Raw genomic sequence first — 25,287 nt, 5'->3', positions numbered from 1 at the left:
GGCAAGCCAGCTCCCACATTGGATCGCGGGGCATCAGTTATATCTGTGTCGGCTGCCAGGCCGTCACGGGAGCAAGCTCCCTCGCCACAGATTTAGCGTCGTGCCGAAGTTGTGTAGATACCTATGCCGCGATGGGGCCGGCCCAGGCAGCCACTAACTTACAGCCCGCCCGTGGCGTTGAAGCCCACACCCAGCACCGTCAACACCGACAGTGGCAACAATAAGGTATCGAGCAACGCGCTGGCCGGCAGGTCGAGATGGGGGTAGCTCGGGGCCTCGGCACCAAAGCGGTCCTTGGCGCAGCAGCCGCCATTGATCGCGTACAGATCCAGGCGTGTGCCGGCATACACCACCGGGGCGCCCGGTTGCGCGGCATCCAGCGTGCGCGCGGTGGCACAGCCGGTGAGTTGCAGTGCCATCAACAGCAGCAGTGTTTTATTCATCGCCGCCCAGATGGTGCTCGCCCCAACGCGGCAACATGTCCTGGGGAATGTTCAACAGGTTGAGAATGCGCGCCACCACAAAGTCCACCAGGTCATCGATGGTCTGCGGCTGGTGATAGAAGCCAGGCGACGCGGGCAGAATGGTCACGCCCATGTTCGACAACTTGAGCATGTGCTCCAGGTGAATGCTCGAATACGGCGCTTCGCGCGGCACCAGGATCAACTGGCGGCGCTCCTTCAAGGTCACATCCGCCGCCCGTTCGATCAGGTTGTTGCAGGCGCCCGTGGCAATCGCCGACAAGGTGCCGGTGGAACACGGCACCACCACCATCGCCGCTGGCGCACCGGAGCCTGAGGCTACCGGCGACATCCAGTCCTCTTTGCCGTAGACCTTGATCTGCCCCGCCGCTGCGCCGGTGTACTCGGTGAGGAATGCCTGCATCATCTGCACCTTGGAAGGCAGCGCGACATCGGTCTCAGTCGCCAGCACCAATTGCGCCGCCTTGGAGATCAGAAAATGCACCTCACGGTCTTCACGCACCAGGCAGTCGAGCAGGCGCAAGCCGTAGGGCGCACCGGATGCGCCGGTCATCGCCAGGGTGATGCGTTCCGGCCCGCTCATTTCAGTGCCTCGGCCAGCTTGCCGTGCAGGCCGCCAAAGCCGCCGTTGCTCATGACCACCACGTGGGTGCCGGGCTGGGCCAAGGATTTCACATGCTCAATGATGCCTTCCAACGAATCGCAGACTGTGGAGGGCACGGTGCATAGCGCAGCAATCGCGGGCAAATCCCAGCCGAGGTTGGCCGGCGCATACCACACCACCCGGTCGGCATCGTTGACGCTCTCGGGCAGGCCATCACGGTGCGCGCCCAGCTTCATGGAGTTGGAGCGCGGCTCGACGATGGCAATGATCTGCGCATCGCCGACGCGCTTGCGCAGGCCATCCAGGGTGGTGGCAATTGCGGTCGGGTGGTGGGCAAAGTCGTCGTAGATGGTAATTCCATTTACTTCAGCGACTTTCTCCATGCGCCGCTTCACACTCTTGAACGCGCTCAAGGCGGCAATGCCCATGGCTGGCACCACGCCAACATGCCGAGCGGCAGCCAGGCTCACCAAAGCGTTGGCCACGTTGTGTTGGCCGGTCATGCCCCAATCGACGATGCCTTGGGGCTGGCCTTCGAACAGCACTTCAAACCGCGAACCGTCTTCGCTGAGCAACCTCGCCTGCCACTGCCCGTCCGCGCCGGTGGTTTGCACCGGGGTCCAGCAGCCCATGTCGATCACACGCTGCAACGCAGGCTCGGTGGTGGGATGAATGACAAGGCCCTCACTTGGGATAGTGCGCACCAAGTGGTGGAACTGGCGCTCAATCGCCGGCAGATCAGCGAAGATATCCGCGTGATCGAACTCAAGGTTATTCAGGATCGCCGTGCGTGGGCGGTAATGGACGAACTTGGAGCGCTTGTCGAAAAAGGCGCTGTCGTATTCATCGGCCTCGATCACAAAAAACGGCGTCTCCCCAAGGCGCGCCGATACCGAGAAGTTCTGCGGCACACCGCCAATCAGGAAACCCGGGCTCATGCCCGCATGCTCCAGTACCCAGGCGAGCATGCTGCTGGTGGTGGTCTTGCCGTGAGTGCCGGCCACTGCCAGGACCCAACGGCCCTGCAGCACATGGTCCGCCAGCCACTGGGGGCCGGAGACGTAAGGCAAGCCTTTGTTCAGTACGTATTCCACCGCCGGGTTACCGCGAGACATGGCGTTGCCGATGACGACCAGGTCCGGCACAGGGTCGAATTGCGAAGGGTCGTAACCTTGGGTCAGCTCAATCCCTTGCGCCTGTAGCTGCGTGCTCATGGGTGGATAAACATTGGCATCGGAGCCTGTTACGTGATGGCCCAGCTCTTTGGCCAGAACCGCCATCGAACCCATGAACGTACCGCAGATACCCAGAATATGAATGTGCATAGTTGACCTCGTAAACATCGAGGCAGGTTAGCGTAGGGTGGGAAAGTTCGCACGCTTTAGCTGAGCACGAAACGCTCGCCGGTAGGATCCGGCACAAGGGAGGTCTTAAACCGCGCTGCCGGCGTTTTTAAGCTCAGCGTCTTTCAAGGTAGCGCGTGAGACAAAAAACGAGCAGTTCGCAATAATCAGGTTACTCCGACAGCGCCCCTTACTGCATGGCGTCCCGTGAAATGCCATGTTTGCGTAACTTGCGGTACAGCGTATTGCGACTGACCCCCAACTGTTCAGCCACATGGCTCATATGCCAGCGCTGCTGCGCCAACGCGTTGAGCAATGCCTGGCGCTCGGCGTTCTCCAGCGGCGAGACGCACGGCGCATCCACCCTCGCCCCTTGCGGCTGCGCTTGGCGAATCAGGGCCGGCAAGTCTTCAAGACCGACTCGCCCGCCCTCACAGAGCGCCACTACCGTGCGCAACACCGTACGCAACTGCCGCAGGTTGCCGGGCCATTGGAATGCTAACAAGGCCTGGCGCGCAGGTTCGTCCAGCATCACCTGCTCGGTGCCCGCTTCCTGGGCCAGGAGGAAGTCCAACAGTTGCGACTTGTCACTGCGTTCGCGCAACGGCGGCAGGGCCACTTCCAAGCCGTTCAAGCGGTAATACAGGTCTTCGCGAAAGCTGCCATCGGCCACGCGCTCCAGCAAATTTCGGTGCGTGGCGCTGATGATGCGCACGTTCACCGCTTGAGGTTCGCCGCCGATAGGCACCACCAGGCGATCCTCCAGCACCCGTAACAGGCGGGTTTGCAACGCCAGGGGCATGTCGCCGATTTCGTCGAGAAACAACGTGCCCCCGTCGGCCTGTTGCAGTTTGCCGCGCATGCCTTCTTTAAGGGCGCCGGTGAAACTGCCGGCGCGATAGCCAAACAATTCGCTCTCGATCAGGTTTTCTGGAATCGCCGCACAGTTCAGCGCAACAAAGGCCTTATCGCCCCGCTGGCTACCCTGATGCACGGCCTTGGCGAAAGCTTCTTTACCGCAGCCGGTTTCGCCGTTGATCAGCAAGGGCACGTCGCGCTCGAACACTCGCGAGGCCTTGCGTAGCTCATTTTGCAACGCCGGGTCGCCCACGCAGATACCCAAAGGCCGTGGCGCCTGCGGCTTGATGATGGGTACCGGCACACTGCGCGGCTGGCCTCGCAGCGCTGCAAACAGAGGCCGGCCATCGCGGGTACGCAGCGGCCAACTGGCCGTGGCATTCGCGCTGGCCCGGCCCAGCAACTGATCCAGGGAGCAGTCGAAAAATGCTTCCACCGGCTGGCCCACCAAGCCGCCGCGTAGCTGCCCCAACAGGTTCAGAGCGCTCTGGTTGACCGCACAAATGCGCCCTTCACCATCGAACGCCAGCAAGCCTTCGCTGAACAACCCGACCGACTCGGCCTGCAGGTGAAAACGCAGCAGCCAGTGGTGTTCGAAGTGGCGCAGGAAGTAGCAACTTTCGATCATCTTGGCCGACAGGTTCACCAGCGCCATGGTGTGGAACTGGCTCTGGCGCGACACGGCTTCGCGGGCCGAGGACACATCCAGCACCGCCAGCAATTCACCATGAGGGTCGAACACCGGGCTGGCCGAACAGGTCAGCCCGGTATGACGGCCGCGAAAATGCTCGTCACGGTGGATCGTCAACGACTGCCGTTCCACCAGGCAGGTGCCGATACCGTTGGTGCCTTCGCAGGCTTCGCTCCAGTCAGCGCCCAGCCATAAGCCGGCGCGCTCGAAGATCTTGCGCTCGGACGGCGCGGTGACACAGTTGAGGATCACCCCACGCGCATCGGTGAGCAGCACCGCATGACCGGCGCCGGAGAGTTGTTGGTGCAGGCTGTTCATTTCGCTGCCGGCGATGTGCAGCACTTGGCGCAGGCGCTCGCGACTTTCCAGCAAGCGCCCGTGCTCGAGCACGGTGGGCGCGATGGTCAGCGCCGGGTCGAGGTGGTAATCCTCCACGCAGCGCAGCCAGGAGCGTGCGATGGACGGGTCGCTGCCAGGCCCTTGGGAAAGCTCTTGGCCACGGGTGACGGTCAAGACTTGCTGGGCATGGCGACTGAAATGATCGTTATGCATGTTCTTATTATTCTCCCTGCGTGAGAACGCCCAGCATCCCCCAGCCATCCGACCATTGCAATCCCGGCCCGACCCACCGGTCACAGGCTGTATCGTTTGTGGCACAAACTGTCACCCTGCCTGTATCACTCCCGCCACGGCAAAGCTTTGCAACAAAGCCCAACCTCTTGATTCTGCTGGCCCGCACGGCGATGGCCCGACCTTTGCTCTACGCTTTATAACGCGCTCGCAGCGCTGTACTCCAATAAACATAAAAGCAGGAGATGCCCACCATGCGTTATGCACACCCCGGTACTGAAGGCGCCATCGTTTCGTTCAAGGCCAAGTACGGCAACTACATCGGCGGCGAGTTCGTGGCGCCGGTCGATGGCAACTACTTTTCCAACACCTCGCCGGTCAACGGCAAGCCGATTGCCGACTTCCCGCGCTCCACCGCCAAAGACGTCGACAAGGCGTTGGACGCCGCGCACGCCGCCGCGCACGCCTGGGGCAAAACCAGCGCCCAGGACCGCTCGCTGGTACTGCTGAAAATCGCCGACCGCATCGAGCAAAACCTCGAACTGCTGGCCATCACCGAAACCTGGGACAACGGCAAGGCCGTGCGTGAAACCCTCAACGCCGACATCCCTCTGGCCGCCGACCACTTCCGCTACTTCGCTGGCTGCATCCGCGCCCAGGAAGGCAGCAGCGCGGAAATCAACGAACTCACCGCCGCCTACCACTTCCACGAACCGCTGGGTGTGGTTGGTCAGATCATCCCGTGGAACTTCCCACTGCTGATGGCCGCGTGGAAACTCGCACCGGCCCTGGCCGCCGGTAACTGCGTGGTGCTCAAGCCAGCCGAGCAAACGCCGTTGGGCATCAGCGTGCTGATGGAGCTGATCGGCGACCTGCTGCCACCGGGCGTGCTGAACGTGGTGCACGGTTTCGGCAAGGAAGCTGGCGAAGCCCTTGCCACCAGCAAGCGCATCGCCAAGATCGCTTTTACCGGTTCAACGCCTGTGGGCTCGCACATCATGCATGCCGCGGCCGAGAACATCATTCCGTCCACGGTCGAGCTGGGCGGCAAGTCGCCGAACATCTTCTTCGCCGACATCATGAAAGCGGAACCTGCATTTATCGAAAAAGCCGCCGAAGGCCTGGTGCTGGCGTTCTTCAACCAGGGCGAAGTGTGCACCTGCCCTTCCCGCGCTCTGGTGGAAGAGTCGATCTACGACGACTTCATGAAAGTGGTGATGAAGAAGGTCGAGTCGATCAAGCGTGGTGACCCGCTGGACACCGACACCATGGTCGGCGCCCAAGCGTCCGAGCAACAGTTCGACAAGATCCTGTCCTACCTGGAAATCGCCAAGGGCGAAGGCGCGCAATTGCTCACCGGCGGCAAGGTCGAGAAGCTCACGGGCGACCTGGCCACCGGTTATTACATCCAGCCGACCCTGCTCAAGGGCACCAACGACATGCGTGTGTTCCAGGAAGAAATCTTCGGCCCGGTGGTAAGCATCACCACTTTCAAGGATGAAGCCGAAGCCCTGGCGATTGCCAACGACACCGAGTTCGGCCTGGGCGCCGGCCTGTGGACCCGCGACATCAACCGCGCCTACCGCATGGGCCGGGCGATCAAGGCCGGCCGCGTGTGGACCAACTGCTACCACCTGTACCCGGCGCATGCCGCGTTTGGTGGTTACAAGAAGTCTGGCGTGGGCCGTGAAACCCACAAGATGATGTTGGATCACTACCAGCAGACCAAGAACTTGCTGGTGAGCTACGACATTAATCCGTTGGGCTTTTTCTAACTTAGCCTCTTAACAAGCAACCCGCTCCCAACTTGAAATGCAATCAAGTGTGGGAGCTGGCTTGCCCGCTCCTACACTTGAACTTCGCCAGTAATTGCTACCTCGTTCGGCACACAGATGCCGAGTTAAAAACAATAACAATCAAAGGTACTTCCCATGCCTAGCGAACCCACTGGTTCTTCTGTCGACTTCGAAAAAGTCGGCACCGATTATTTTCAACAACGCGAACTGAAAAAAGGCGCCGCCGGCTGGGTACTACTGGTTGGCCTTGGCGTCGCCTATGTTATTTCCGGCGATTACGCCGGCTGGAACTTCGGCCTGGCCCAAGGCGGCTGGGGCGGCATGTTCCTCGCCACTTTGCTGATGGCCACCATGTACCTGTGCATGTGCTTTTCCCTGGCCGAGCTGTCTTCCATGATCCCCACTGCTGGCGGTGGCTACGGTTTTGCCCGCAGCGCCTTCGGCCCTTGGGGCGGGTTCCTCACCGGTACTGCCATCCTTATCGAATACGCCATCGCCCCCGCCGCCATCGCAGTGTTTATCGGCGCCTATTGCGAGTCGTTGTTCGGCATTGGCGGCTGGATGATCTACCTGGCGTTCTACATCATCTTTATCGGCATCCACATCTTTGGTGTGGGCGAAGCCTTGAAGCTGATGTTCGTGATCACCGCTGTCGCCGCGATTGCCCTGGGCGTGTTCCTGGTGTCGATGGTGCCGCACTTCAACGTCGCCAACCTGCTGGATATACCCGTGACCGAGGCCAAGGGCGCCAGCAGCTTCCTGCCGTTCGGCTACGTCGGCGTGTGGGCCGCGATCCCTTATGCCATCTGGTTTTTCCTGGCGGTGGAAGGCGTGCCGCTGGCCGCTGAAGAAACCAAGAACCCCAAGCGCGACCTGCCGCGCGGGCTGATCGGCGCGATTGTGGTGCTGACCAGTTTTGCCCTGTTGATCCTGGTGATCGCGCCAGGCGGTGCGGGGACTTACGCGCTGATCAAGTCCGGCAACCCGCTGGTTGAAGCCTTGGCGTTGTCCTACGGCGGTTCCACCTGGATGGGCAGCTTCGTCAACCTGGTCGGCCTGGCCGGTTTGATCGCAAGCTTTTTCTCGATTATCTACGCCTATTCGCGGCAGATCTTTGCCTTGTCCCGTGCCGGTTACCTGCCGCGCAAATTGTCCGAGACCAACAAGAGCAAGGCGCCAGTATTGGCACTGGTAATCCCAGGGATTATCGGCTTTGGCCTGTCGCTGACCGGCCAGGGTGACTTGCTGATCCTGGTGGCGGTGTTTGGCGCCACCATTTCCTACGTATTGATGATGGCCGCCCACATCACCCTGCGCATTCGTCGCCCTAAAATGGAGCGGCCATACCGCACGCCGGGTGGCATCTTCACCTCAGGCGTGGCGCTGGTGCTGGCTTGCGTGGCGGTAGTGGCGGGCTTTCTGGTGGACCCGCGCGTGGTGATTGGCGCGGCGATCATCTATGGAGTATTAATTGCTTACTTTGCTTTCTACAGCCGGCATCACTTGGTAGCAGGCACGCCGGAAGAGGAATTCGCGGCGATCCAGGCCGCAGAGGCCGCCCTGCACTAACTGCCGAAAACCTCGACGCGGCGTCTTGCCCACAGCAGGCCCGCGTCATCAAGGAGACACTGTATGGCAAGCTTTTCCCACGCGGTGGGTGCTCAAACCTACCGCTTCGACAGCCTCAAGGACGTAATGGCCAAGGCCAGCCCCGCACGCTCCGGGGACTTCCTCGCCGGTGTCGCCGCCCAGAATGACGGCGAACGTGTGGCGGCGCAGATGGCGCTGGCGAATATCCCGCTCAAGCACTTCCTGCAGGAAGCACTGATTCCTTATGAAAGCGATGAAGTCACCCGGCTGATCATCGACACCCACGATAAACAGGCGTTTGCAGCGGTCAGCCACCTCACCGTCGGCGGCCTGCGCGACTGGCTGCTCAGCGATGCGGCTGATGAACATACCCTACGCGCATTGGCGCCAGGGCTGACACCGGAAATGGCCGCGGCCGTGTCCAAGATCATGCGCGTGCAAGACTTGGTGCTGGTGGCGCAGAAGATCCGCGTGGTCACCCAGTTTCGCGGCACCCTGGGCCTGCGCGGGCGCTTGTCCACGCGCTTGCAGCCCAACCACCCCACCGACGAACCGGCCGGCATCGCCGCGAGCATTCTCGACGGCCTGCTGTACGGCAACGGCGACGCCATGATCGGCATCAACCCGGCCACCGACAGCATCGCCTCGATCTGCGCCATGCTGGAGATGCTGGACGCGATCATCCAGCGCTACGAAATCCCCACCCAGGCCTGCGTGCTCACCCACGTCACCACCTCCATCGAAGCGATCAACCGCGGCGTACCGCTGGACCTGGTGTTTCAGTCGATTGCCGGTACCGAAGCGGCCAATGCCAGTTTCGGGATCAACCTGAACGTGCTGCAGGAAGGTTACGACGCGGGCTTGAGCCTCAAGCGCGGCACCCTGGGCCAGAACCTGATGTACTTCGAAACCGGCCAGGGCAGCGCCTTGTCGGCCAATGCGCACTTTGGCGTCGACCAGCAAACCTGTGAAACCCGTGCCTACGCCGTGGCGCGGCACTTCAAGCCGTTTCTGGTGAACACCGTGGTCGGTTTTATCGGCCCGGAGTACCTGTACAACGGCAAGCAGATTATCCGCGCCGGCCTGGAAGACCACTTCTGCGGCAAGCTGCTGGGCGTACCCATGGGTTGCGACATCTGCTACACCAACCACGCCGAAGCCGACCAGGACGACATGGACACCCTGCTGACCCTGCTCGGCGTGGCCGGCATCAACTTCATCATGGGCATTCCCGGCTCCGACGACATCATGCTCAACTACCAGACCACCTCGTTCCACGACGCTCTGTACGCGCGGCAAACATTGGGTTTAAAACCGGCGCCGGAGTTCGAGCAGTGGCTGGCGAAAATGGGCATCTTCACGCAGGGTGATGGCAAGGTGCACTTTGGCAACAGCCTGCCACCGGCCTTTCGCCACGCCTTGGCGCAATTGGGATGAAGGAGCCGACCGTGCAACCAGAATTGCCTGACAACCCGTGGCTGGAACTGCGCCGCCTGACCCCGGCGCGTATTGCCCTGGGCCGCACCGGCACCAGCCTTCCCACCAGCGCCCAACTGGACTTCCAGTTTGCCCATGCCCAGGCGCGGGACGCGGTGCACCTGCCCTTCGATCACGCCGGGCTCAGCCACCAACTGGCCGAACGTGGCCGAGACAGCCTGTTGTTGCACAGCGCCGCCACGGACCGGCACATCTACCTGCAACGCCCGGACCTTGGGCGACGCCTGAGCGATGAGTCGGCGCAAACGCTGCGCGACTACGCCCTGGCCCAGCCCGGTGGTGTGGACTTAGCCATCGTGGTGGCCGATGGCCTGTCGGCACTGGCCGTGCATAAACATACAGCGCCGTTTCTGGCGCGCCTGGAAGAACAGACCCACGCCGAAGGCTGGTCCTTGTCACCGGTGATCCTGGTGGAGCAAGGCCGCGTGGCAGTGGCCGATGAAATCGGGCAGCTACTGGGCGCCAAGATGGTGGTGATCCTGATCGGCGAACGGCCGGGGCTCAGCTCGCCGGACAGCCTGGGCCTGTATTTCACCTACAACCCCAAGGTCGGCCTCACCGATGCCTATCGCAACTGCATCTCCAATGTGCGGTTGGAGGGCTTGAGTTATGGCATGGCGGCCCATCGCCTGCTGTACTTGATGCGAGAGGCGTGTCGCCGGCAGTTGTCGGGGGTCAATCTCAAGGATGAGGCGCAGGTTCAGACCCTCGAATCCGACGACCCGGACCTGATGAAGGGCAATTTCCTGCTCAGCCCGGCGGATGACCGCTAGCGGCACGATTGCGCTTTTTGGCGTCATTAGGCAGCATCGAGTCACGGCCGCTCGTGTGGTCATACCCCATTTGGAAGTTGAGGCCTGGCATGCGGATTACTCAAGCGACCCTGGAACACCTGGACCTGTTGACCCCGTTGTTCGTCAAATACCGCGAGTTCTACGGGGCCTTGCCGTTCCCGGACTCGTCACGGGCCTTCCTGGAAAAGCGCCTGCGGCGCAAGGAGTCGGTGATCTACCTGGCCCTGGCCGACGATGACGACAAGCGGCTGCTGGGGTTTTGCCAGCTGTATCCGAGTTTTTCTTCGCTGTCGCTCAAGCGGGTGTGGATCCTCAACGACATCTATGTGGCCGAGGACGCACGCCGGCAACTGGTGGCCGACAACCTGATGCGCACGGCCAAGAAAATGGCCAAGGACACCCACGCGGTGCGGCTGCGGGTATCGACCAGCAGCGATAACGACGTGGCGCAGAAGACCTATGAATCGATTGGGTTTCGCGAAGACACCGAATTCAAAAACTACGTGTTGCCGATCAACGAAGACTGAAAACCAGTCAGCCAGACACCGCAATATCCTTGTGGGAGCTGGCTTGCCTGCGATGGCGGAGTGTCAGCGAGCATTTCTCATACTGACCCACCGCTATCGCAGGCAAGCCAGCTTGTGTCTTGATCCGGCGACTGGCTTGAAGCCCAACCCCTTCACAATTTCGCGACACTCCCCGCTACAAAAGCCACACGCTTTTCACCTCTCAATCCGTATAATGCCGACCTTTCAGGGTTGTAAGAACCGCGACAATTACTTGTAGCCTTATTGCCTGAGCTTCCGCACAAGCCCGCTGAGTCGGGCTATTCACACAGGTGCCATCCATGGATTTCAACCCGCTCGACCTTATCCTGCATCTCGACGTCTACCTCGACATGCTGGTAACCAATTACGGTCCGTGGATCTACGCCATTCTGTTCCTGGTGATTTTTTGCGAAACCGGCCTGGTGGTCATGCCCTTCCTGCCGGGCGACTCCTTGCTGTTCATCGCCGGTGCTGTAGCGGCTGGCGGCGGTATGGACCCAGTCCTGCTGGCCGGCCTGCTGATGCTGGCGGCCATCCTCGGCGATAGCACCAACTACGTGATCGGACGAACGGCGGGCGAGCGCTTGTTCAGCAACCCGAACTCCAAGATCTTCCGCCGCGACTACCTGCAAAAAACCCACGACTTCTACGACAAGCACGGCGGCAAGACCGTGACCCTGGCGCGCTTCCTGCCGATCCTGCGTACCTTCGCGCCGTTCGTCGCGGGCGTGGCCAAGATGCCGTATCCGCGCTTCTTCGGCTTCAGCGTACTGGGCACCATCCTGTGGGTCGGTGGCCTGGTGACCTTGGGTTACTTCTTCGGCAACGTGCCTTTTATCAAGAAGAACCTGTCGCTGCTGGTGGTGTTCATCATCCTGCTGTCCCTGGTGCCGATGATTATTGGCGTAGTGCGCAGCCGCTTTGGCCGCACGTCCTCCGAAGCCAACCCGCACTGACCCCCCGTGTGGTCCCTCAGCGCCTGGCGTCGCCGGCGCCTGCTGGCCAAGCACCCGATTGCCGATGACACCTGGCAACGGGTGCGCCACCACCTGACCTTCCTCGACGGCATCACGCCGGAGCAAGACCAGTGGCTGCGCGAAGCCTGCGTGGTGTTCCTCAGCGAAAAACACCTCACCGCCCTGCCCGGCGTCGAACTGCACCAGGAACAACGCCTGCTGCTCGCCGCGCAGGCGCAATTGCCGCTGATGAACCTGGGCGACCTCGACTGGTACCAGGGCTTCCATGAGATCGTGCTGTACCCCGACGACTTCCTCAGCCCGCAACGCCATCGCGATGCCAGTGGCGTGGAGCACGAATGGGACGGCGAACACAGCGGCGAAGCCTGGCAACAAGGCCCGGTGATCCTCGCCTGGCCTGGTGTGCTCGCCAGCGGCCAATGGGAAGGCTACAACCTGGTCATCCACGAACTGGCGCACAAGCTGGACATGCTCAACGGCGACGCCAACGGCCTGCCACCTCTGCACCATGACATGCGCGTGCAGGACTGGGCCTGCGTCATGCAAGGCGCCTTCGATGACCTCAACCGCCAGTTGGACGCCAACCCGGATGCCGAGACCGAGATAGACCCTTACGCTGCGGAAAACCCGGCGGAATTCTTTGCCGTCACCAGTGAATATTTCTTCAGCGCCCCGGATTTACTGGTCAATAGTTATCCAGAGGTGTACGCCCAACTCAGCCGCTTTTATCGCCAGGATCCCCTGGCCCGCCTGATTCAACTGCAAGCCAGCGACCCGCGCTACTCGCCACAGGGCGAATGACCGTACGACGCTTGGCGCATGGCATCGGCGTCAGAATATGCCTATAATCGCCGCCACTTTTAGGCCAATCCGGCCATGTCATATGGCCAACTAACGGGGGCAACGCCCAATGAGCTACAGCAAGATTCCGGCTGGCAAAGACCTGCCGAACGACATCTACGTCGCCATCGAAATTCCGGCCAACCACGCGCCGATCAAATACGAAATCGACAAAGACAGCGACTGCCTGTTCGTTGACCGTTTCATGGCCACCCCGATGTTCTACCCGGCCAACTACGGTTTCATCCCCAACACCCTGGCTGACGACGGTGACCCCCTCGACGTGCTGGTCGTGACCCCTTACCCGGTCACCCCAGGCTCGGTTATCCGCGCCCGTCCAGTCGGCATCCTGAACATGACCGACGACGGCGGCGGCGATGCCAAAGTCATCGCAGTGCCACACGACAAGCTGTCCCAGCTGTATGTGGACGTGAAGGAATACACCGACCTGCCGCCACTGCTGCTGGAACAGATCAAGCACTTCTTCGAGAACTACAAAGACCTCGAAAAAGGCAAATGGGTGAAGATCGACGGTTGGGGCAACGCAGACGCCGCCCGCGCCGAGATCATGAAGTCGGTTGCCGCCTACAAAGGCTGATACCCGCGCCTCATTGCCACGGCAAATAAAAAGCCCCGTTAATTCGGGGCTTTTTTATGGGCGAGACTAAACATTAAGTTCAATGTTTAGTTGCAGCGTTTAACCAAGTTGCACATATGAAAGATCGAGCCATAACTAAGCCAGATCCTACAACTGCAAATCAACGCATGGTTTATTTGATGGGACTTTCCGGCCAGTAAACTCTGCGTTTATGAATACATCAGGTGATCGTTTAAAAGCACTACTACGGGAAGTTCATCTTTCCGCCTCCGACTTCGCCAAGAACCGCGGCGTCACGCCTCAGCACGTGAACAACTGGTTCAAACGCGGCGTCCCCATGGGCCGACTCAACGAGATCGCAGAATTGCTGTGCGTCTCAAGTCGCTGGTTAAGCGACGGCAAAGGCCCCAAACACCCGCCCGCCAACTACCTGTTGGAAGGCCCCATCGCAAGGATTGCAACCACCCGCGAAGACACAGGCAAATACCTCACAGGCCCCGCCTGCCGCCCGGAAAAAACCGACGTGGAGATTCCTCTCCACCCCACCTTCACCTCAACCGAACGCATCCGCGTCTCCCTGCACAATCTGGAAACCCTCAACGTCAACCCCGACCGCGCGATAGGCGCCTACATGGTCGACAACAGCATGATCGACATCATCCAACAAGGCGCCACCCTCGCCATCGACCGAGGCCGCACCCAAATCATCGACGGTGAAATCTACGCCGTCGAACACGATGGCATGCTGCGCATCAAATACCTCTACAACCGTCCTGGCGGCGGCCTGCGCATGCGCAGCCACAACGCCAGCGAACACCCGGACGAATACCTCAACCATGAGGAACGCTTCGAACAAAGCTTCAAGATCGTCGGCTGGGTATTCTGGTGGTCCACCCTCAACAACCGCCGCCCACCGGTGCCGCTGGATGAACACCTGCTGGGCTGGGAAGGCTCTAAATCGGAACCGGAGGTGGGCAACTGAGGTGAATGTGGGTATCATGCGCCGCACATTTGGCAGGGGTCGCTTTTAGCTGACACCCTGCTGGCGAAGCGGAGGAGTTCCCGCGGATGCCCCTACTATTCAGCCTGACGCAATGTGGGCTGAGCGATTTGAAGGCTGGTGAGGTTTGTCAAAAACAAGCTGAGGCAGTCCCCGAGAAGCCGGCCACAAGCCGGCTTTTTAATGCCCGTAAAACACAGTTCCAATTACCCAACAGCTGCTGGCCCACCCTTCAATCAATGTCATTGAGGCAGACAATTCATTCCTGTTCTGCGCAGCGACCTGAGGCCTGAAATCGCGCCTTAACCATTGTCCACCTTAAGTTGACAGTAAGACTCCTCCCACCCGATTTATCCCCCGTCACCCACCCATTAATCTGTGCCCATGTTGAACGCAACGCCCAACCAACCTAAACAAAAAAAGGATTCAACCATGAGCACTGCAACCTACAACCGCTTGAACAAAGACGACGCCATTGTTCTGCTGGTCGACCATCAGACCGGCCTGATCTCCCTGGTGCAGGACTTCTCGCCCAACGAGTTCAAGAACAACGTGCTGGCCCTGGCTGACCTGGCCAAGTTCTTCAACTTGCCGACCATCCTCACTACCAGTTTCGAGCAAGGCCCTAACGGCCCGCTGGTGCCGGAGTTGAAGGAGATGTTCCCGGACGCGCCGTATATCGCTCGCCCTGGTCAGATCAACGCCTGGGACAACGAGGATTTCGTCAAGGCGATCAAGGCCACCGGGCGTAAGCAGATCATCATTGCCGGTGTGGTGACGGATGTGTGTGTGGCGTTCCCGACGTTGTCGGCGCTGGCGGAAGGGTTTGAGGTGTTTGTGGTGACGGATGCGTCGGGCACGTTCAACACCACGGTGCAGCAGGCCGCGTGGAGCCGGATGACGCAGGCCGGTGCACAGTTGATGAACTGGTTCTCGGTGGCGTGTGAGTTGCACCGCGACTGGCGCAACGATATCGAAGGGCTGGGGAATTTGTTGTCCCAGCGGATTCCTAACTATCGCAATTTGATGAACAGCTACTCGGCCCTGTCTGCTCGCCAGAGCTAAGACTGCCATGCTCCGTATTGAGCCTGCCTGAAAAGGCAGGCTTTTTTATGGGCGTAGATTGAGATGCGTGTGGGTGACGCGGAGCGTCACTGGGTGCATTACCACGCGGAGCGTGGGAACGATCAACTTCCTTAATCCAGGATCAAGTGCGGCAGAAACCGGCTTGAGTCCTTGGTGATCAAGCTATTGTCCTCTCGCACACCTATGCCAGCGGCCTGGTCGCCAATTACCCAAGAGCCGATCAGCGTGTAGCTGTCACCAAATTTCGGCAGCGGTGCGAACTCCTGAAGGATGAATGGCGCATCCGTGTAGGGGCCGTCTTCTTTTACGATCAGGCCGTCGGCGGTTTGTAGTTCGATGTTGGCGCCTTCCCGGGAGAAGAACGGCTTGCGCACCCAGCCTTTTGGCACGGCCTTGCCTGGGTCGGTGTCCAGGTGGGACGCGAGCAGGTTGGGGTGGCCTTGGTTGAATTCCCACAGCAGCGGCAGGATGCCTTTGTTGGAGAGGACGGATTTCCACGCGGGTTCGAAGAACTGCGTGTCGCTCTGGGCAATCGCGGCACCAAAGGGCTCGTGGAAGATGAACTCCCAGGCGTGCAGTTTGAACAGGTGGGGGATCCAGCGATCTTCAAGGTCGACGAAGCGGCCTTCGCTGGTCAGGCCGATGTCTTCGACGTCGATGTGGCGCGATTCGATGCCGACTTTTTCGGCAACCAGACGCAGGTAGTCGGTGGTGCCTTTGTCTTCGATGGAGTCTTTCATCGAGGCGAAGTAGAACGGCTGGCTGACCTGCAGTTGGGCGAAGGCCTGGTGCAGTTTGGTGTCGATGCTATTGAACTGGTCGGCGTGCTTGGGCAGCAGGCCGCGTTCGATGCATTGTTCCAGCCAGCCCCACTGAAACGCGGCTGCTTCGTAGAGGCTGGTGGGGGTGTCGTAGTTGAGCTCCAGCAACTTGGCGGGCCCGCTGCCGTTGTAGGAGAAGTCCATGCGCCCGTACAGGTGCGGGTGACCTTCGAGCCATGAGGTTCGGATCATGTCGTAGAAAGGCGCGGGGATGCTCAGGCGTTCAAGCAGTTCTTCGCTGTGGACCACGCGGGCGACGAGGTCCATGCACATGTCATGGAGCTCGGTGGTCGGGTCTTCGAGGTCGCGCTCGATTTGCTTGAGCGTGAACTGGTAGTACGCGCTTTCGTCCCAGTAAGGTTCGTCGTCGATGGTATGGAACAGGAAGCCAAGACTCTCGGCTGTGTGTTTCCAGTCATGACGCTCTGCGCATTGGATCTTCTTCATGGCCGGTGTCCTTAGCTGCTCGACCCGCCGCCCCAGCCGCTGCGTGCGCTGGCTTTGCTGCCGAAGCCGCCGCGGGAGGTGGCCGATGAAACCGAGCTCGACTTAGGTGAAGAGCGCAGCGTGTTGGTGTAATTGCTGCTGCCGTACCGGGCCTGGTTGGAGCGGCCAAAGGTCGCGCCATTGGAGACGCGTTGGTTGAGCGTCGAGTTGCCATAGTTGCCACGATCATCGCGATAGCGGTACACCGGTTCCGAACGGTAGCTGTTGCGGTTGTTGCTCAGCATGTTGCCGATCAGCAAGCCGGTCAGCAGGCTGCTGGTGGAGAAGCCTGAGCCGCCGCCGCTGGCCTGAGCGTTGGCCGCTTGCGCATTGGCAGCGTCGACCTGGGATTGGGTCACCTGGCCTTCGGCGGTCAGTTCGAAACCGCCCAAGCGCGGGATGAATTTGCCGGTGGAGTCTTGCTGGCACCAATCAGCGACAAAGTCAGCGTCGCAATCGGCCTGGCTGTCATACACCGGCGCAATGCGGCGATGCTCGGCCATGGCCGTCATGTAGGCGTCCGAGCAGACGTCCACCGGAAGCTTTTCATCGGCGCATTGCTGTACCGACTGGAAGTTGTACTTCTTTTGCAGGTCGTAGGTTTTTTCCGTTGGGCCGCAGCCGGATATCGCCATGGCGACCGACGCAGCCAGCGACAGCTGGACGTACTTGCTTCGTTTCATCGGGAGCTCCGTGCGCAATCAGTTCGAGGTGGGCGTCATGCACGCGGCATTCAGCATGCCGACGCTGATGGCCACCGCGGCCACGTAGATACCGGCTGCCAGTTCGCCCTTCTTGATGCGCTCGGACGTGCCTTTGAGCACCAGGCTGGTCAGCAGGAACGCCAGCAGTTGGACGACGGCGGCGATCACGGCCCAGACGATGAAGTCGAGAACGTTGATCGAGTAGGCAATCACGTTGCTGGCCGGAATGGCGAAACCGACGATGGCACCGCCCAGGGCGACCGCTGCGGAGGTGTTGCCCGCACGGATCAGTTCGAACTCCTTGTGCGGGGTGATGCGGGTGTAGATGAACTGGAACAGCGCGAACAGTACCGCAGCCCCCAGGATGTAGAGGACAAAGCCGAGCACCGCAGCTTTGTTGAGGGAGATGGAGAGTGCTTCTAGCATGGACGGCTTCCTTTTTTAGAGCGTAGTCAGGTCGGTGGTGTACAGCGAAATGCCCAGGGATGTGCTCAGGCTGATGGTGCCTTCGGCATCTTCTTCGACGGAGAACAGCAGGAACTCTCGACGGTCGGTCAGGCCGGTGTCGCGGGCGTATAGCATCGAACGGTGCTCGACGCTGTAAGTGGCTTCTGGGCTGGTGACCTGTTCGCTCATCGCCACCAATTCGGTCTGGCCGTTCTCGCTGCCCCACTCCCGGAAGTACTCGACGCCGTCGTGGGTGTAGGTCGGCAGCCCGATCAGGCTCTGTGGGCCCGCGAGCCTGCGCAGTTCCGCTTCGCTGCTGATGGTGACGTAGCTGAGGTAGTTGAACAGAATCACTGACTCGACCTGGCCCGCTATCTGGCCGGTGGTGTGCACCTGCAACCAATAATCTTCGTCGTTCATGTAATAACGCGACAGCCAGGTGGACTGGCCAAGATCGATGGTGCCATTGCTCCAGATTTCCTGGGAGCCGGGGATCACCACGTTGGTTTTTTCATCGAGCAGCAATTTCAGGGTGGTGTCGAACATCACGCCCTTGCCCGGCGCCAGGCCCAAAGGACCGGTAGCAGGCAGGCTTGGGCTGGCGGTTCGGCTCGAGTCGGTAGTGGCTTTGGGGGCCTCAAGCCCCATCAACTGTTTAAGCCATCCCATGGGAGATTTCCTTAAGGCGAGTGGAAGCGATGTAGAAGAGTTCGCCGCCTTTGACCTGTGTGGCACTGGGCGGGTTGATCGACGGCTGCTGAACGCCTTTGGCGCGATAGCCGATGAGGGTGGCGTTGTGGCGCTCCTTCATCTGCGTGTACAGCTCGCCGAACGTTGCCTCAAAGGCATCGGGCAATTTCATCAGGTACTGGGTGGCGCCCTGCCCCACGCACAGCAACTCATTGATGACCACCGACGACCCCGGATCCTGGGAGGCGCGCACCAGCATTTCGATCGCCATGCTGGACGTGCATTCCAGGCGCGGGGCGTAGGAGCTGGCCAGTGCAGCGATTTCACTTTCGTTGAAGTGGGCGACCACATGCCCGACGGGGCTCAGTTGATTCACCGCCAGCACGGTGGCCAGCGTCAGGTCATCAGACGGGGTTCGCACCAGCACACGCTCGGCACCGGGCACACCGGCACGCAGCAACAGTGCGGTGGAAGACAGGCTTTCGCCGCGGATGAACGCTGCTTTGCCCGGCATCGGGTTTTCTTCAAGGCTGCAATCGCAGATCACGATCAGGTTGTCGTTCGAGGTTTCGTCTTGCAGCAACAACTCAATCACCCGCTCGCTGGACGCGCCCTCCCAGCCGATCAGCACGGTATGGCCGACCTTGCCGGTGAAATCACCTTTGCCCTTCATGCCTTTTCTCCATGCATCGATAACACTGCTGGTGGTTTTGCCGATGGCGGCCGTGAGCAGCGCAATGCCCCCGAGCATGACCCAGGCCGCCACGAAAATTCGTCCCGCCGAGGTCTGCGGCGCGAGGTCGCCATAGCCGACGGTGAGTGTGGTGGTGAGGTAGAAGTAGATAAACGTGGCGGGAGCGGTGAGGTGTTGTTCGCCCAGCAACACCAGGCCCAGGTAAGCCGTGCTCAGGTGGACACCCAAGGCAACGATCAGTCCTGCCCAACCGAAGCGGTGAAAGAGGGACGAGGCGTACATGCGTAACAGTAGGAAAATCGACATTTGGCCCCTGGCTCCCTGGGTACTTGAATCCTGACGACAGCATCGCCTCGGCGTCTGGATGCTCAAGTGCGTTCACCCGGCATTAAACCCGCTGCGCGGCGTGGATAGAAGTACCTTGGCTGCAATAAATCCGGCGAGCGCACCAAACAGATGCCCTTCGAAGGAAACGCCCTGCCGCGGAAGGAAGCCCAAGATCAGCCCGCCATACAGCAAAGCCACAACAGCGGCTGTTAGCAGGTTGCCCCAGCTTCTGTGAAACCAGGCGCGAGACAGCAGATAGGCCCATAGCCCGAACACCCAGCCGCTGGCGCCGACGTGTACGCCTGAAAAACCAAACAGCCAGACCAACAAGCCGCCCAGCAGAATGACGATGGCACTGACGGCGATGAACCGGTTGACCCCTTCGATGATGACCAGAGAACCCAGGATCACAAAGGCAATCAGGTTGGCGCTCAGGTGGGCGAAGGAGGCGTGCAAAAACGGTGATGCGAGGATGCCGAACAGACCCTGCATCGTTCTCGGGATTAGCCCGAATGCCATGAGGCTGTAACCGGTCGCCACATTGAGCAGTTGCAGCGCGACCATGAAGAGGGCCAGGCCTGCGATTGTCTTGAAACCCTTCAAGGCGTTCATCCTGACCTCAACATACAAAAGAAAGGCACTGCCACTGTGGCGAGGGAGCTTGCTCCCGCTGGGGCGCGAAGCGGCCCCAAAAACAGGACTGCTGCGCAGCCCAGCGGGAGCAAGCTCCCTCGCCACAGAGTTGCAGGCTTAACTGACCTGCGTTGATTACTCAGCCGACTTTTGCTTCAGACGCTCCAGAATCGCATTGGCACTGCCTTCGTTCGGCGTGATGCCGGCATCGCGCAGTTTGCGTTCCAGGTCCGTGCCCGTTGACGCATCAGCCAGCTCATCCTGGGCTTGCAGCTCAGCGGCACGTTGCTGCTGCTTGGCCTGCAAGCGATTGAGCGTACCGACGGCGGTTTCCAGCTTGCCGTTGGCACCACCGCTGGCAATGGAGGCACTGACCTGGGCCTTTTGCACGCTGTCGCGAGCCTTGGCCATGTCCACTTGCTGGCGCAGGCTTTTGATGCGGCTCTCGGCTTTGGTGATGTCTTTGCGCATGCTTTCAGCGTACCCACCGAACTCGGTCGTCTGCTTTTGCTCCACGTCCCGCTCGTTGGTCAGGGTCGAAATGGCTTCGGCCACTTCCAGGGCGAGGTCTTCACGGTTGGCCTGGATAGCGGCCATCGCCTTGGATTCCAGGTCTTTGATCTTGGCGTCGTACTCGCCAACGCGATCAGCCGCCAGTTTGTGCTTGGCCATGATGCTTACCAATTCACGCTTGGCGTTGGCCAAGGCGCTGTCGGCATCGCGAATTTCCTGGTCGAGGATGCGCAGGGCCTGTTGGTCGACGATCGATTCGCCGACTTCGCTGGCACCGCCACGCAACGCGGTGAACAATTTGCTCCAGATGGACTGAGTCATTGGATTTTCCCGAATAATTAAATGAAGAAACGTTCGAAGGCTTCGCTGGCGCGCTGCACGTTATCAACCAGGGTTTTCACCTCGGTCACGATGTTGGTCAGGCTGGAGTCGGAGCTGAGCGCACCGAACATGTTGTAAACCACCTGCCCGTTCGGCATGGACTCGATACCGATGGACGACAACGGGAACATCTCCCGGCTGCGCAGCACGGCGTCGTTGAATTTCGCGACATCGTTGATGGACTCGGCGTCGACCAGGACGGTATCCACGATGATTTGTTCGCCCACCACCGCGATGTAAATCGGCAAGCCACCAAAGTCGTTCATCTCCAGCTTGATGCTGGACTCGGAGCCTTGGACGAGAGAAAGCGTAATGTCATTGGACGTCACGTCATCCAGCGCCTGAAGAGCACTGAAGAGGCGATCGATATTCCAGTTGGTACCTGCGCTCATGAAATTCTCCGACATGAATGAGCCAGCCAGGATCGGTTGGCGTAGCTGTTTCTCCATTTGCTTGAGCAGGCTTCGGTTTTCGGGAAGCACCCAAGTCTCGTGTTTCACATAACCGGCCGCCGCCAGCCCCGCACGCATCTGCTTCATGTAAAAGCTCGACGGCTTTTTTGCGGACGGTTTCAAGCGCTCTCCCTTGAGGCTTGCTGAATCGGTATCGGGCCCAGTTGATGGGCTCGATGGAGAGCTGCTGTTCATGGTACTGACCTCGCTGTGAAAAACTCACGCGTGAGAAAATCTACAGGCAATCCGCAAGGTACTCAATAGCTCACGCGTGAGATTTTTCCTTACATTTTTCAACCACCGAAAAGACCCTGCCTACCCCGCCAACTCTCGCTCGATTTGCTCGATGCTAGGCAAGCTCGATTGCAGTTCGGCTGGCAAAGACTCCATCAGTTGATATTCCGCCACACCAATAGGTCGGTTGTTATCGCGCAGTGCATATTCAGCCACCACTTCATTTTTACCCTTGCACAACAAGAGGCCGATAGTCGGGCCGTCCTGTGGGTGCTTTATCTCGGCATCCACCGCCGCAAGATAGAAGCTCAATTTGCCCAGATGCTCGGGCTTGAACTTGCCTGCCTTGAGTTCGATCACCACATAGCAACGCAGCTTCAGGTGATAGAACAACAGGTCGATGAAGAACTCATCGCCGCCTACATTCAGCAGCACTTGCCGGCCAACGAAGGCAAAACCTGCGCCCAACTCCAACAAGAAGTCAGTGACATGCTTGATCAGGGCGTTTTCGATTTCGCGCTCTTGTGCATTCTGGCCCAGGCTGAGGAAATCAAAACGATAAGGGTCCTTAAGAGACTCGCGCGCCAGGTCGGATTGCGCTTTGGGAAGATGGCTTTCGAAGTTGCTCACTGCCTTGCCACTGCGTTCCAACAGGCGGTTTTCAATGTGCATCACCAAGGTGTTGCGCGACCAACTATGCTTGATCGTTTGGATGGCGTACCAACGTCGCGTTTCAGGGCCGGGAAGTTTGTCCAGAAGTGCGATTTGATGGTACCAAGGCAATTGTGCAAGCACCTCTTGCACAAATTCCGAATCCGGCCACGCCTCGGCAAAAGCACGCATGTACTTCAGATTGCGCGGCGAAAAACCCTTGATGTCAGGAAAGGCCGCCCGCAGATCTTGCGCAAGGCGGTCGATCACCTTGCTACCCCAGCCTTGAGCGTGCTGACGCGTCAAAATATCGTGTCCCAACTGCCAGTAGAGCAGCACCAGCTCACGATTAACTGCTATTGACGCACGCTGTTGCGCCTGATGGATACGGCCTTTGAGGTCTGTCAGCCAATCGCCGTAGCCCTCAGGAGGCGCGATCAACCCGATAGAAGTTTCGCTCATGCCTTTTTTACTCTGGTGTTTTCGGCAGGCTAGCCAGCCGACAGTACCGTCACAAGCATTCGAGAACAGTTCAGGAAGGGTCCCGCGTACCTCACAGAAAGGTCCTGCTGGCACTTGACTCTCCCCTATACGGCACCCCCTACCCTGAATGCCCTTTTCTCAGAACTTATCACCATGAGTCAGCGCATTCTGGTCATTCTCGGCCACCCGTCCTCCGATAGCTTTTGTTCCGCCCTCGCACACACCTATATCCACGCTGCGAAAACGGCCGGCCACGAAGTCCGCGTCCTGCGCCTGGGTGATCTCAGCTTCGACCCAATCCTTCATCATGCTTACACCCAGGTTCAAGTGCTGGAACCTGACTTGCTCAGCGCCCAGTCCGACATCCTTTGGGCCGAGCACCTGGCCTGGGTTTTCCCTGTCTGGTGGGGCGGTGTCCCGGCCCTGATGAAGGGCTTTATCGACCGCGTTTTCCTACCCGGCTTTGCCTTCAAATACCGCGCAGGCAAGGCATTCCCAGACAAGTTATTAAAGGGCCGAACCGCGCACTTGTTAGTGACCCTCGACACGCCGCCGTGGTATTACCGCTGGGTTTATCGCATGCCGGCCATCCACCAGATGCGTCGTACCACGCTGGCGCTTTGCGGTATCACGACCGGCAAGACGCTGCTGTTGGGGCCGGTGCTGGGCTCTTCGCTGACGCAGCGGGCCAAGTGGCTGAAACAGGCCGGCGCACTACTTGAAAAAGGGAGTTTTCATGTACATCGGCAAAGCCGCGCAGTTGTCCGGCACGACCATCAAGGCGATTCGTCACTATGAGGCGATCGGGCTGATGCCAGCACCTGCGCGTCAGGGCGGTTATCGCGTTTATACCGCGCAGAGTGTCGAGCGGCTGATGTTTATAAAGTGCGCGCAACAGCTGGGGTTCAAACTCAAGGAATTACAGGAGATTTTGCAGGGGTACGAGGGTGATGCGCTTCCTTGGGACAAGGCTGATCAAGCCATCGCCAATAAGAAGCAAGCGTTAGCCATGCAAATTGTGGCATTGCAGAATATGCATCGGGGTTTATTGGTCTTCGAGGCCCAATTGAAAGCGGCGCAGGGGGAGTGCCCGGTCGCCACGAAGGCAAGCTGAGACTCGGTGAGCCGAATAAGGTCGCTAATCGGCTCATTGGGTGAGCCGAATAAACCCATCAATCGGCTCACATCCTCGTGTGTGCGCCACTCATTTGCCCCAATCCCCCATGTCTGCTAGTGTCGCGCCGGTTTACCGTCTACCGGAATTGCCGCCATGGCCCGCAAAAAAGTTGCACTCGATTTCGAACAATCCCTCGCCGACCTGCAAGCCCTGGTCGAGCGTCTGGAGAACGGCGAGTTGTCGCTGGAAGACTCGTTGACAGCGTTTGAGCAAGGCATCGGCCTGACCCGCGACTGTCAGAGCGCGTTGGCGCAGGCGGAGCAGAAGGTCCAGGTGTTGCTGGAGCGTGACGGGGAGTTGGCCGAAGAACCTTTCGATGCGGAACAGCCGGAATGATCAGCGCATATCAGGCCAGTAGCCAAGCCCGGGTGAATGCCGCGCTGGAGCCTCTGTTTGTTGCGCCAAGCCCGGAAATGACGCGCCTCTATGAAGCCATGCGCTACAGCGTGATGAATGGTGGCAAGCGGGTGCGCCCGTTGCTGGCCTATGCCGCCTGCGAAGCTCTCGGGGCGCCGGCAGCCGAGGCGAATGGTGCGGCCTGTGCGGTCGAGTTGATCCACGCCTATTCCCTGGTGCATGACGATTTGCCAGCAATGGACGATGACGATTTGCGTCGCGGCCAGCCCACCACCCATAAAGCCTTTGATGAAGCCTATGCGATCCTGGCCGGTGACGGCTTGCAGAGCCTGGCGTTCAGCGCATTGCTGGACCCGCGCTTGAGCAGCGTCAACGCCGAGATACGCCTGCGCATGGTCACCGCCCTGGCCCACGCCGCAGGCCCGGCTGGCATGGTCGGCGGGCAAGCCATCGACATGGGATCGGTCAGCCTCAAGCTGGATCAAAAAGCCCTGGAACATATGCATCGCCACAAGACCGGCGCGCTGATTGAGGCGGCCGTGCAGTTGGGCGCACTGGCCAGTGGCCGCGCCGGCGCCGAGCAATTGGCGGCCCTGCAGACCTACTCACGCGCTATCGGCCTGGCCTTCCAGGTGCAGGACGATATTCTCGACGTGGAAAGTGATACCGCCACCCTCGGCAAACGCCAAGGCGCCGATATCGCACGGGACAAGCCGACTTATCCTGCATTGCTGGGGCTGCAAGCCGCCAAGGCGTATGCCATCGAGCTGCGCGACCAGGCCCTGGACGCCCTGCGACCTTTCGACGCGGCGGCCGAGCCACTGCGTGACCTGGCGCGGTATATCGTCGAACGTCGCCACTGACAGCCGCGGCCATTTGCGCCGCATATCGGCCAAGTTAGGCCCTCTGCGTGGGCAGTTTGCACGGCTTGAGGTAAACTGCCGCCTCTTCTATACCTATAAC

The 25,287-nt window shown here is 59.9% G+C and carries 27 protein-coding genes; 14 read left to right on the top strand and 13 right to left on the bottom strand.

The window, feature by feature from the left end:
• Positions 1-158 precede the first annotated feature (158 nt).
• The 4 genes from GIV35_RS10645 to GIV35_RS10630 form a co-directional block, all read right to left on the bottom strand.
• Entirely contained in the window at positions 159-443 is a 285-nt protein-coding gene (locus GIV35_RS10645) for a YceK/YidQ family lipoprotein (protein WP_236264165.1), read from the bottom strand.
• Entirely contained in the window at positions 436-1,065 is a 630-nt protein-coding gene (ubiX, locus tag GIV35_RS10640) for a flavin prenyltransferase UbiX (RefSeq protein ID WP_032895136.1), read from the bottom strand. Before ubiX ends, GIV35_RS10645 begins: the two co-directional genes overlap by 8 nt.
• Entirely contained in the window at positions 1,062-2,411 is a 1,350-nt protein-coding gene (mpl, locus tag GIV35_RS10635; RefSeq protein WP_236264164.1) for a UDP-N-acetylmuramate:L-alanyl-gamma-D-glutamyl-meso-diaminopimelate ligase, read from the bottom strand. The genes ubiX and mpl overlap by 4 nt, the downstream gene beginning before the upstream one ends.
• Positions 2,412-2,619: 208 nt before the next feature.
• The gene (locus tag GIV35_RS10630; RefSeq protein WP_236264162.1) at positions 2,620-4,530 is read right to left on the bottom strand and encodes a sigma-54-dependent Fis family transcriptional regulator; all 1,911 of its coding nucleotides are present in this window, start codon (positions 4,528-4,530) and stop codon (positions 2,620-2,622) included.
• 272 nt (positions 4,531-4,802) lie between these two features.
• On the opposite strand from GIV35_RS10630, the gene exaC reads away from it, so the two are divergent.
• The 10 genes from exaC to ycaC all read left to right on the top strand — a co-directional run bounded on the left by exaC (position 4,803) and on the right by ycaC (position 15,253).
• Complete coding sequence (exaC, locus tag GIV35_RS10625) at positions 4,803-6,323, top strand: acetaldehyde dehydrogenase ExaC (RefSeq protein WP_236264160.1); 1,521 nt, start codon at positions 4,803-4,805, stop codon at positions 6,321-6,323.
• A gap of 156 nt (positions 6,324-6,479) precedes the next feature.
• A complete protein-coding gene (gene eat, locus GIV35_RS10620) occupies positions 6,480-7,913 on the top strand; it encodes an ethanolamine permease (RefSeq protein ID WP_003194515.1) in 1,434 nt (477 codons plus the stop codon).
• Positions 7,914-7,976: 63 nt separating this feature from the next.
• Positions 7,977-9,371 (top strand): ethanolamine ammonia-lyase subunit EutB, encoded by a 1,395-nt coding sequence (locus tag GIV35_RS10615; RefSeq protein WP_236264159.1) that lies wholly within the window; start codon positions 7,977-7,979, stop codon positions 9,369-9,371.
• Positions 9,368-10,204, top strand: a complete 837-nt coding sequence (eutC, locus tag GIV35_RS10610; protein ID WP_034126894.1) for an ethanolamine ammonia-lyase subunit EutC — start codon at positions 9,368-9,370, stop codon at positions 10,202-10,204. The genes GIV35_RS10615 and eutC overlap by 4 nt, the downstream gene beginning before the upstream one ends.
• 89 nt (positions 10,205-10,293) lie before the next feature.
• A complete protein-coding gene (locus GIV35_RS10605; protein WP_014720105.1) occupies positions 10,294-10,752 on the top strand; it encodes a GNAT family N-acetyltransferase in 459 nt (152 codons plus the stop codon).
• A 320-nt stretch (positions 10,753-11,072) separates the two neighbouring features.
• The gene (locus tag GIV35_RS10600; protein ID WP_003194521.1) at positions 11,073-11,729 is read left to right on the top strand and encodes a DedA family protein; all 657 of its coding nucleotides are present in this window, start codon (positions 11,073-11,075) and stop codon (positions 11,727-11,729) included.
• 6 nt (positions 11,730-11,735) lie between these two features.
• Positions 11,736-12,551: a zinc-dependent peptidase gene (locus GIV35_RS10595; RefSeq protein ID WP_105228687.1), complete on the top strand. Its 816-nt coding sequence runs from the start codon at positions 11,736-11,738 to the stop codon at positions 12,549-12,551.
• 109 nt (positions 12,552-12,660) lie between these two features.
• Complete coding sequence (ppa, locus tag GIV35_RS10590; protein WP_003176323.1) at positions 12,661-13,188, top strand: inorganic diphosphatase; 528 nt, start codon at positions 12,661-12,663, stop codon at positions 13,186-13,188.
• 211 nt (positions 13,189-13,399) lie between these two features.
• Positions 13,400-14,170: a LexA family transcriptional regulator gene (locus tag GIV35_RS10585; protein ID WP_034126892.1), complete on the top strand. Its 771-nt coding sequence runs from the start codon at positions 13,400-13,402 to the stop codon at positions 14,168-14,170.
• 450 nt (positions 14,171-14,620) lie between these two features.
• On the top strand, positions 14,621-15,253 hold the full coding sequence (ycaC, locus tag GIV35_RS10580) for an isochorismate family cysteine hydrolase YcaC (RefSeq protein ID WP_014720109.1): 633 nt from the start codon (positions 14,621-14,623) through the stop codon (positions 15,251-15,253).
• 131 nt (positions 15,254-15,384) lie between these two features.
• Here the strand turns inward: ycaC and GIV35_RS10575 are convergent, their stop codons facing one another.
• From GIV35_RS10575 to GIV35_RS10535, 9 genes are all read right to left on the bottom strand, one after another.
• Positions 15,385-16,542: a glutathionylspermidine synthase family protein gene (locus GIV35_RS10575; protein WP_105228691.1), complete on the bottom strand. Its 1,158-nt coding sequence runs from the start codon at positions 16,540-16,542 to the stop codon at positions 15,385-15,387.
• A gap of 11 nt (positions 16,543-16,553) precedes the next feature.
• Positions 16,554-17,264: a DUF1190 domain-containing protein gene (locus GIV35_RS10570; RefSeq protein ID WP_034126869.1), complete on the bottom strand. Its 711-nt coding sequence runs from the start codon at positions 17,262-17,264 to the stop codon at positions 16,554-16,556.
• A gap of 18 nt (positions 17,265-17,282) precedes the next feature.
• On the bottom strand, positions 17,283-17,711 hold the full coding sequence (locus GIV35_RS10565) for a DUF350 domain-containing protein (protein WP_003194539.1): 429 nt from the start codon (positions 17,709-17,711) through the stop codon (positions 17,283-17,285).
• Positions 17,712-17,726: 15 nt separating this feature from the next.
• Positions 17,727-18,401: a DUF2491 family protein gene (locus tag GIV35_RS10560; RefSeq protein ID WP_223023701.1), complete on the bottom strand. Its 675-nt coding sequence runs from the start codon at positions 18,399-18,401 to the stop codon at positions 17,727-17,729.
• Positions 18,388-19,422 carry an ion channel gene (locus GIV35_RS10555; protein WP_223023702.1) on the bottom strand — a complete coding sequence of 345 codons (1,035 nt, stop codon included), beginning with the start codon at positions 19,420-19,422 and terminating at the stop codon, positions 18,388-18,390. The genes GIV35_RS10560 and GIV35_RS10555 overlap by 14 nt, the downstream gene beginning before the upstream one ends.
• 72 nt (positions 19,423-19,494) lie before the next feature.
• Complete coding sequence (locus GIV35_RS10550) at positions 19,495-20,055, bottom strand: rhomboid family intramembrane serine protease (RefSeq protein ID WP_213152820.1); 561 nt, start codon at positions 20,053-20,055, stop codon at positions 19,495-19,497.
• 156 nt (positions 20,056-20,211) lie between these two features.
• Positions 20,212-20,910, bottom strand: coding sequence for a PspA/IM30 family protein (locus GIV35_RS10545; protein WP_057975573.1), 699 nt, complete (start codon positions 20,908-20,910; stop codon positions 20,212-20,214).
• A gap of 17 nt (positions 20,911-20,927) precedes the next feature.
• Positions 20,928-21,509 carry a YjfI family protein gene (locus GIV35_RS10540; RefSeq protein WP_034126864.1) on the bottom strand — a complete coding sequence of 194 codons (582 nt, stop codon included), beginning with the start codon at positions 21,507-21,509 and terminating at the stop codon, positions 20,928-20,930.
• 228 nt (positions 21,510-21,737) lie between these two features.
• Positions 21,738-22,769, bottom strand: coding sequence for a PDDEXK nuclease domain-containing protein (locus GIV35_RS10535; RefSeq protein WP_105228699.1), 1,032 nt, complete (start codon positions 22,767-22,769; stop codon positions 21,738-21,740).
• Between the two features lie 174 nt (positions 22,770-22,943).
• On the opposite strand from GIV35_RS10535, the gene GIV35_RS10530 reads away from it, so the two are divergent.
• From GIV35_RS10530 to ispA, 4 genes are all read left to right on the top strand, one after another.
• A complete protein-coding gene (locus tag GIV35_RS10530; protein WP_105228701.1) occupies positions 22,944-23,588 on the top strand; it encodes an NAD(P)H-dependent oxidoreductase in 645 nt (214 codons plus the stop codon).
• Complete coding sequence (locus GIV35_RS10525) at positions 23,527-23,904, top strand: MerR family transcriptional regulator (RefSeq protein WP_105228703.1); 378 nt, start codon at positions 23,527-23,529, stop codon at positions 23,902-23,904. The genes GIV35_RS10530 and GIV35_RS10525 overlap by 62 nt, the downstream gene beginning before the upstream one ends.
• Positions 23,905-24,060: 156 nt before the next feature.
• Positions 24,061-24,303 carry an exodeoxyribonuclease VII small subunit gene (locus tag GIV35_RS10520; RefSeq protein WP_003194556.1) on the top strand — a complete coding sequence of 81 codons (243 nt, stop codon included), beginning with the start codon at positions 24,061-24,063 and terminating at the stop codon, positions 24,301-24,303.
• Entirely contained in the window at positions 24,300-25,187 is an 888-nt protein-coding gene (gene ispA / locus GIV35_RS10515) for a (2E,6E)-farnesyl diphosphate synthase (RefSeq protein WP_054918156.1), read from the top strand. Before GIV35_RS10520 ends, ispA begins: the two co-directional genes overlap by 4 nt.
• Positions 25,188-25,287: the final 100 nt, after the last annotated feature.

The organism is Pseudomonas sp. PA-1-6B, assembly GCF_021609545.1.
Lineage (GTDB): Bacteria > Pseudomonadota > Gammaproteobacteria > Pseudomonadales > Pseudomonadaceae > Aquipseudomonas > Aquipseudomonas fluorescens_BV.
This window is presented reverse-complemented; position numbering and strand designations above follow the sequence as displayed.

Coding starts and splice junctions, on each gene's coding strand:
- GIV35_RS10645 (WP_236264165.1), bottom strand. CDS start 443: ATGAATAAAACACTGCTGCTGTTGATGGCACTGCAACTCACCGGCTGT.
- ubiX (WP_032895136.1), bottom strand. CDS start 1,065: ATGAGCGGGCCGGAACGCATCACCCTGGCGATGACCGGCGCATCCGGT.
- mpl (WP_236264164.1), bottom strand. CDS start 2,411: ATGCACATTCATATTCTGGGTATCTGCGGTACGTTCATGGGTTCGATG.
- GIV35_RS10630 (WP_236264162.1), bottom strand. CDS start 4,530: ATGCATAACGATCATTTCAGTCGCCATGCCCAGCAAGTCTTGACCGTC.
- exaC (WP_236264160.1), top strand. CDS start 4,803: ATGCGTTATGCACACCCCGGTACTGAAGGCGCCATCGTTTCGTTCAAG.
- eat (WP_003194515.1), top strand. CDS start 6,480: ATGCCTAGCGAACCCACTGGTTCTTCTGTCGACTTCGAAAAAGTCGGC.
- GIV35_RS10615 (WP_236264159.1), top strand. CDS start 7,977: ATGGCAAGCTTTTCCCACGCGGTGGGTGCTCAAACCTACCGCTTCGAC.
- eutC (WP_034126894.1), top strand. CDS start 9,368: ATGAAGGAGCCGACCGTGCAACCAGAATTGCCTGACAACCCGTGGCTG.
- GIV35_RS10605 (WP_014720105.1), top strand. CDS start 10,294: ATGCGGATTACTCAAGCGACCCTGGAACACCTGGACCTGTTGACCCCG.
- GIV35_RS10600 (WP_003194521.1), top strand. CDS start 11,073: ATGGATTTCAACCCGCTCGACCTTATCCTGCATCTCGACGTCTACCTC.
- ppa (WP_003176323.1), top strand. CDS start 12,661: ATGAGCTACAGCAAGATTCCGGCTGGCAAAGACCTGCCGAACGACATC.
- GIV35_RS10585 (WP_034126892.1), top strand. CDS start 13,400: ATGAATACATCAGGTGATCGTTTAAAAGCACTACTACGGGAAGTTCAT.
- ycaC (WP_014720109.1), top strand. CDS start 14,621: ATGAGCACTGCAACCTACAACCGCTTGAACAAAGACGACGCCATTGTT.
- GIV35_RS10575 (WP_105228691.1), bottom strand. CDS start 16,542: ATGAAGAAGATCCAATGCGCAGAGCGTCATGACTGGAAACACACAGCC.
- GIV35_RS10570 (WP_034126869.1), bottom strand. CDS start 17,264: ATGAAACGAAGCAAGTACGTCCAGCTGTCGCTGGCTGCGTCGGTCGCC.
- GIV35_RS10565 (WP_003194539.1), bottom strand. CDS start 17,711: ATGCTAGAAGCACTCTCCATCTCCCTCAACAAAGCTGCGGTGCTCGGC.
- GIV35_RS10560 (WP_223023701.1), bottom strand. CDS start 18,401: ATGGGATGGCTTAAACAGTTGATGGGGCTTGAGGCCCCCAAAGCCACT.
- GIV35_RS10555 (WP_223023702.1), bottom strand. CDS start 19,422: ATGTCGATTTTCCTACTGTTACGCATGTACGCCTCGTCCCTCTTTCAC.
- GIV35_RS10550 (WP_213152820.1), bottom strand. CDS start 20,055: ATGAACGCCTTGAAGGGTTTCAAGACAATCGCAGGCCTGGCCCTCTTC.
- GIV35_RS10545 (WP_057975573.1), bottom strand. CDS start 20,910: ATGACTCAGTCCATCTGGAGCAAATTGTTCACCGCGTTGCGTGGCGGT.
- GIV35_RS10540 (WP_034126864.1), bottom strand. CDS start 21,509: ATGAAGCAGATGCGTGCGGGGCTGGCGGCGGCCGGTTATGTGAAACAC.
- GIV35_RS10535 (WP_105228699.1), bottom strand. CDS start 22,769: ATGAGCGAAACTTCTATCGGGTTGATCGCGCCTCCTGAGGGCTACGGC.
- GIV35_RS10530 (WP_105228701.1), top strand. CDS start 22,944: ATGAGTCAGCGCATTCTGGTCATTCTCGGCCACCCGTCCTCCGATAGC.
- GIV35_RS10525 (WP_105228703.1), top strand. CDS start 23,527: ATGTACATCGGCAAAGCCGCGCAGTTGTCCGGCACGACCATCAAGGCG.
- GIV35_RS10520 (WP_003194556.1), top strand. CDS start 24,061: ATGGCCCGCAAAAAAGTTGCACTCGATTTCGAACAATCCCTCGCCGAC.
- ispA (WP_054918156.1), top strand. CDS start 24,300: ATGATCAGCGCATATCAGGCCAGTAGCCAAGCCCGGGTGAATGCCGCG.